We start from the raw sequence: 5,830 nt of genomic DNA on the forward strand, positions 1-5,830 counted from the left end.
CGCAGGCTCTGGATGTCGCTTCTGCTTTCAAGCCAGTTCAAAACGTCCGCAATTGCATCGCCCAATTTCCAGCCCCTGTTCTTTCGGAGGTGCTGCAGCCGTTCCGGCTACGATATCCATTCTACAGCTTGTGAGTTTATGAAGGTCGCCACGGATGGTTCCAGGCGATGTTCCTTCATTTTTTCAATTCACTAGCTGGGATATCGGGCGGCATTTTGGGTCCATAGCTGCGATCTGCGATCGCAACATAGCTGGCCGCTAGGGGAAAGCCAAGGGGGCATTTGCGCGGTCAACGGTGAGCTGGCTGCCGGTATCGTGATGGCCGAGGGCAATCCCTCGATCTACGCTGGCATTAGTGCCGCAATTCAGGAAACTTGATCTGTTTGAGAATGTGCGTCGCGCCCTCGTCGATGTCGCGCACGATGGCCGCGCGGGCTCGTTCGCCGTCCTGGACCTCGATCGCCGCCACGACCTCTTCATGATAGTCGATGCCGAGAATGCCGGCGAGGTCGTCCTCGAAGCCGATGCGCAGGTTGCGGAGGAAGGGGCCCACCTGCATCCACACGGTCTCGATGAGGAAGATCATCTGCTCGTTGCCGCAGTGGCGGTATATCGAGAATTTGAAGTCGTGATTCTTGCGCAGGTAGTCGTCGATGTCGCCGCTGCGGGCGGCCTGGGTGAGCTCTGTGCAATGACGGCGGATGGCGCGCAGGTTGTTGCCGTTGATGAGGCCGGTGGCGAGCTCAGTGGCCGTGCCTTCCAGGACCATGCGCACGTCGGTGAGCTGCTGGAAACGGTCGGCCGAAATCATCGGCACCTCGACGCTTCCGTTCGGCATCGGGCTCAGCGCCCTGAGCGCCTGCAGCCGCATGAAGGCGCTGCGCACCGGCATGTCGCTGGTGCCGAGCTCCTTGGCGAGCTTGCGCGAGGTCAGCTTCTGGCCGGGCTGGAGCTGACCCGACATCAGCGCCCGCACCAGTTCCAGATAGACTTTCTCATGCAGCGGTACTGTGTCGAGGGCAGTCAGTCCGAATTGTGTTTTGTCGGCCATTGGCTATGCGCTACTTCCGTCCCTGAAATCTGTTTAGCCGCTCTGTCCGCAACCGGAGACTTGGCCGGCGGCCCTCGATCCGCACGATAGACGGTTAACGCGCGGCGCCGCAAGTGAGGCAGGGGCGGCCTCCTGACTGGCCCGAACGGCGCCCTCGGCATGCGTGCCGTGGAGCGGTTCCATTTGGCTGGAGACGCGCTATCCGATGCGCGCGTCGATGATCTCGACGAAGCGCGCGAAGAGGCCGGCCTGCGACCTGATCTTGAGCTTGCGATAGATGTTGCGGCGATGGACCTTCACGGTCCCTGGGACGATCCTGAGCGCCCTGGCGATCGATTCCGTCGAGTGACCCTGGAGCACCAGGTCGACGACCTGTTTCTCGCGCGAGGTCAGCGACAGGCTCTTCCAGATGTGGGCGCGATCCAGCTCATTGGTCACCGCCAAGGCTTCGCCCGGCGGCGCAACCGTGGTCTCTTCGGCAGGCAAGGCTGGCCAGCGCTGTCGGCAGAAGCCGACCACCGCGGGAGCCATGTCGCGCAACAGCCTAGCGTCGGCTGTTCCGAACGGCCCCGAGGCGCGCAGCCGCATCAGCGACAGCACCAGCGCATCCTTGCCGGCCAGCGGAACGAAGAAGCCGACCTCCTCGGCGAGCCGGGTCTGGCTGTAGTAGGAGCGGTAGTACTCGCTGGCATAGAAGCGGTCCGGCGCCAACTCGCGCATGCGCCAGAAGCCTTCCCTGCGCTCGACCGCGGCGTGATGGAAGGGGTCGAGCAGATAGGGCCCTTCCTGATAGAGCGCGACGAAGATGTGGCTTTCGGCCGGCGAGAAGGTCTCGAACAGAAGCGGCGGCCGCGCAGCACCCCGATAGCCGAAGACCACGCAGTGATCGAAGCGGACATGCCCGCGCAGCCAGCCGACGATCGCCTTGCCGAAATGATCGCCGGTCTCGCGCGCCGCGGCAATCACGGCGCCGAGCGCGTTGTAGTCGTCGCTGCGGGAGGCGCCCAGTTCATACCCCTTGAAAAGATAAAATCAACTAAATATACCACCCGTGAGGTATATACTAGACGCCATTGGCTCTGCTAGCTTTGCAAAGATTGCCTCACGCTGTCGCTGGAGCCCGTGGCTTGACTGCAGTGCCCGATATCGAGTTTCGCGCGGTCACCAAGCGCTACGGCGCCGTCACGGCGGTCAGCGGCATCGACCTTGCCATCCCGCCCGCGGCCTTCGTCGCCCTGCTCGGACCGTCCGGCTGCGGCAAGACGACATGCCTGCGCATGATCGGCGGCTTCGAGCAGCCGAGCGAGGGCCAGGTGCTGATCCGCGGCCGCGACATGGCCGGAACGCCGCCTTACCGGCGTCCGGTCAACATGGTGTTCCAGCAGTACGCGCTGTTTCCGCATCTCGATGTCGAGGAGAACATCTCCTACGGACTGCGCCAGGCAAGGCCGCGTCTGTCGTCGCGCGAGATCAGCCTGAAGGCAGGTGAGGCGTTGGCCATGGTGCAGCTTGCCGGCTACAGACGCCGCAAGATCCACGAGCTTTCCGGCGGCCAGCAGCAGCGCGTCGCGCTCGCCCGGGCGCTGGTCAACAAGCCTGCGGTGCTGCTGCTCGACGAGCCACTGGCGGCGCTCGACAAGAAGCTGCGCACAGACATGCAGATCGAGCTGCAGAACCTGCAGCGGGAGATCGGCATCACCTTCGTGCTGGTCACCCACGACCAGGAGGAGGCACTGTCGATGAGCGACTTCGTGTGCGTCATGAATGGCGGCCGCGTGGTGCAAATCGGCCAGCCGAGCGAGATCTATGACGAGCCGGCCGATCTGTTCGTCGCCGATTTCGTCGGCAAGACGAATCTGCTCAGCGGCAAGGTGGCCGGGCTCTCCGGCGACCTCGTCGACGTGGCGCTCGCCGACGGCACGGTGATTTCGGCGCGCAAGCGGGTACCGCTCAGCCGGGGCGAGGCCGTATCCGTCAGCCTTCGGCCGGAATCGCTCAGCCTCTCGGCGCCCGGAGGCGGCGGTCTCAAGGGCATTGTCCGTAACCGCATCTTTCTTGGCTCGACCGCGGAATACGCGATCGAAGTGCAGGGCATTGGATCATTGCTTACCAAGGCCGATCACGTGACTGGCCGGGGCAACCTTTTCAAGCCGGGCGAACCCGTCGCCATCGGCTTCGCCGCCGGAGCGCCGCTGGCGTTTCCGCAACCTAAGAACAACGGGACCAACCAGAGGGAAGACCAACATGTCAAAATCCTATCGTGACGGACTGCCGATAAGCCCCGAAAAATTCGTCGACCAATTGATGCGCCTGAAGCGCGGCTCGATCAGCCGGCGCGACTTCCTCGGCCTCACCGGCCTCGGTGTCGCGACCGCGGTGATGGCGCGCGAGCTCGGCATCAGGCCGACACCGGCCTTTGCTGCCGAGAACCTCGGCGACCGCATGTCTATCGCCACCTGGCCGAACTATCACGACCCGCAGACCTTCGAGAACTTCAAGGCCGAGACGGGCGTGGCCGTCGAGGTCAACGTCTTCGGTTCGAACGAAGAGATGCTGGCCAAGCTGCAGGCCGGCGGCTCGGGCTGGAGCCTGTTCGTGCCGACCAACTACACCATCTCGACCTATAAGAAGCTCGGCATCATCGAGCCGCTGGACATGGCCAAGCTCGGCAATTTCGACGGCAGCAAGGAAGATGCCCGCTTCACCGCGGAAGGCACGATCGACGGCACGATCTACGCCGTGCCGAAGAACTGGGGCACGACCGGCTTTGCCGTCAACACCAAGAAGCTCGCCAAGCCGATGTCGAGCTGGAAGGAATTCTGGGACACGGCCATGGCGGAAGGCGACGGCCGCACCATGGTGCATGACTACCAGCTGACCACGATCGGCAATGCGCTGAAATATCACGGCTACTCGTTCAACTCGCTGAAGCAGGACGAGCTCGCCAAGGCCGAGGAACTGCTGCTCAAAGTCAAGCCGCATCTCTTCGCGGTGTCGAGCGACTATCAGCCGTCGATGCGCTCGGGCGACGCCTGGATGACGATGTGCTGGACCAATGACGGCGCGCAGCTTCATCGCGATATTCCTGAGATCGCCTATGTGCTCGGCAAGGAGGGCGGCGAGATCTGGACCGACTTCTACGCCATCCCGAAGGACGCGCCGAACAAGCCGGCCGGCTATGCGCTGCTCAACTACCTGATGAACCCGAAGGTCGCCGTCAAGGAGCATCTGGCCAATGGCGCGCCTTCGACCGACGCGCGGGTCAATGCGCTGCTGCCGAAGGAGGTGCTCGAGAACCCGATCCTCTATCCGGCCGCCGAGCTTCTGAAGCCGCTCGAGTTCGGCGCCGCCGCGACGCTCACCGATCCGGGCCGCGCCGAGCTGATGGCGCGCTTCAAGGCCGCGTGAATCAGGGCATCAACTCCGGTCAAGTTCTTACCGCCGGCGGGCAGAGGCCCGCCGGCGCCGAAGCGGCTTTTTCAATGCGCGGCAGTCTCCTTCGCAAAAATCTCCTGACCGCCCTACTGCTCGCTCCGGCGACGCTGTGGCTCGTCGTGTTCCTGGTCTTGCCGTTCGTCGCCATCGCCGTCTTCAGCGTCGGTGAGCGGGCACCCGAGGGCGGCTACCAGGCAGCGTTCACCTTCGCTCAATATGCCAACCTGCCGGCACGGGCGACCGCCTTCTGGAACACGATGGTGCTGGCGCCGGTCGGCGCGCTGGCCTGCCTCCTCGTTGCCTATCCCGTCGCCTATTACCTGGCGCTGCGCGCGCCGCAGCGCTGGCGGTTGATCCTGCTCGCGCTGATCGTCATCCCGTTCTGGACCAGCCTTCTGATGCGCACCTATGCCTGGATGTACATCCTTGGCGGGCGCGGCATTCCCGCCCTGCTCGCCTATATAGGCATCGAGGATCTCAGGCTGATCAACACGCCTGGCGCCGTGCTGCTCGGCATCGTCTATGGCTATCTTCCGCTGATGATCCTGCCGATTTATGTCAGCCTCGAACGGCTCGACCGGCGGCTGCTCGAGGCGTCCGCCGATCTGGGTGCTACGCCGCTATCGACCTTCCTCGGCGTCACGCTCCGGCTGTCGCTGCCGGGCGTGATGACCGGCTTCTCGCTGGTGATGATCCTGCTGCTCGGCGAGTATCTGATCCCGACGCTGCTTGGCGGCGGCAAGGTGTTCTTCATCGGCAACGCCTTGGTCGACCTCTTCTTGCAGTCACGCAACTGGCCGTTCGGATCGGCGATTGCCATCACGCTGGTGCTGGTCTCGGTCGTGGTGCTGATCATCGCCAACCGCCTCTCGACCCGGCTTTCGGGCGCCCGCCGCGTGGACCTAATCTGATGCGCGCCTTCGTCGTTGCCGTCTTTGCCTTCCTTTATCTGCCGATCGCGCTGGTCGTGCTGTTCTCGTTCAATGCCGGCCATCACGCCAGCGAGTTCACCGGCTTCTCCGAGCAATGGTACGGCAAAGCGCTGTCGAACCCGTTCCTGGTCGAGGCGCTGAAGAACAGCCTGTTCATCGCCACCACCAGCGCGCTGCTCGCGGCTTTCTGCGGCACGGCCGCGGCGCTCGGGCTGCAGCGTGTCGGCGCGCGGACAAGGGGCGTGTTCGACGCGTTGCTGGGTGCCGCGATCGTTGTGCCGGGCGTCGTCATTGGCATTTCGACGCTGGTGGCCCTGGTGCAGCTCTTCGCCGTCGTCAATCCGTTCCTCGCTTCGGTTTGGCCGACCGACCAGCCGCCGCGCCTGGCGCTCGGCTACGGCTCGATCATCGC

The 5,830-nt window shown here is 63.9% G+C and carries 5 protein-coding genes and 1 pseudogene; 4 read left to right on the forward strand and 2 right to left on the reverse strand.

Going from position 1 to position 5,830, the window contains the following annotated elements:
- Window positions 1-352: 352 nt before the first annotated feature.
- Both EOA60_RS15615 and EOA60_RS15620 read right to left on the reverse strand, forming a co-directional pair.
- Window positions 353-1,051: a GntR family transcriptional regulator gene (locus EOA60_RS15615; RefSeq protein ID WP_095823551.1), complete on the reverse strand. Its 699-nt coding sequence runs from the start codon at window positions 1,049-1,051 to the stop codon at window positions 353-355.
- A gap of 198 nt (window positions 1,052-1,249) precedes the next feature.
- Entirely contained in the window at window positions 1,250-2,017 is a 768-nt protein-coding gene (locus EOA60_RS15620; protein ID WP_245479216.1) for a helix-turn-helix transcriptional regulator, read from the reverse strand.
- Between the two features lie 161 nt (window positions 2,018-2,178).
- Between EOA60_RS15620 and EOA60_RS15625 the strand changes: the two genes are divergently transcribed.
- From EOA60_RS15625 to EOA60_RS15640, 4 genes and pseudogenes are all read left to right on the forward strand, one after another.
- Entirely contained in the window at window positions 2,179-3,315 is a 1,137-nt protein-coding gene (locus tag EOA60_RS15625; protein ID WP_095823549.1) for an ABC transporter ATP-binding protein, read from the forward strand.
- Window positions 3,296-4,459, forward strand: a complete 1,164-nt coding sequence (locus tag EOA60_RS15630) for a spermidine/putrescine ABC transporter substrate-binding protein (protein WP_095800622.1) — start codon at window positions 3,296-3,298, stop codon at window positions 4,457-4,459. The genes EOA60_RS15625 and EOA60_RS15630 overlap by 20 nt, the downstream gene beginning before the upstream one ends.
- 74 nt (window positions 4,460-4,533) lie before the next feature.
- On the forward strand, window positions 4,534-5,397 hold the full coding sequence (locus tag EOA60_RS15635) for an ABC transporter permease (protein WP_095823603.1): 864 nt from the start codon (window positions 4,534-4,536) through the stop codon (window positions 5,395-5,397).
- Window positions 5,397-5,830, forward strand: a pseudogene (locus EOA60_RS15640) (ABC transporter permease); the annotation flags it as partial. The gene EOA60_RS15635 and the pseudogene EOA60_RS15640, both read left to right, overlap by 1 nt.

It is taken from the genome of Mesorhizobium sp. M1A.F.Ca.IN.020.06.1.1, assembly GCF_004023265.1.
Lineage (GTDB): Bacteria > Pseudomonadota > Alphaproteobacteria > Rhizobiales > Rhizobiaceae > Mesorhizobium.

Bases quoted from the DNA above. Each gene is read 5' to 3' on its own strand.
- EOA60_RS15630 (WP_095800622.1), top strand. From the start codon at position 3,296: ATGTCAAAATCCTATCGTGACGGACTGCCGATAAGCCCCGAAAAATTC.
- EOA60_RS15615 (WP_095823551.1), bottom strand. From the start codon at position 1,051: ATGGCCGACAAAACACAATTCGGACTGACTGCCCTCGACACAGTACCG.
- EOA60_RS15635 (WP_095823603.1), top strand. From the start codon at position 4,534: ATGCGCGGCAGTCTCCTTCGCAAAAATCTCCTGACCGCCCTACTGCTC.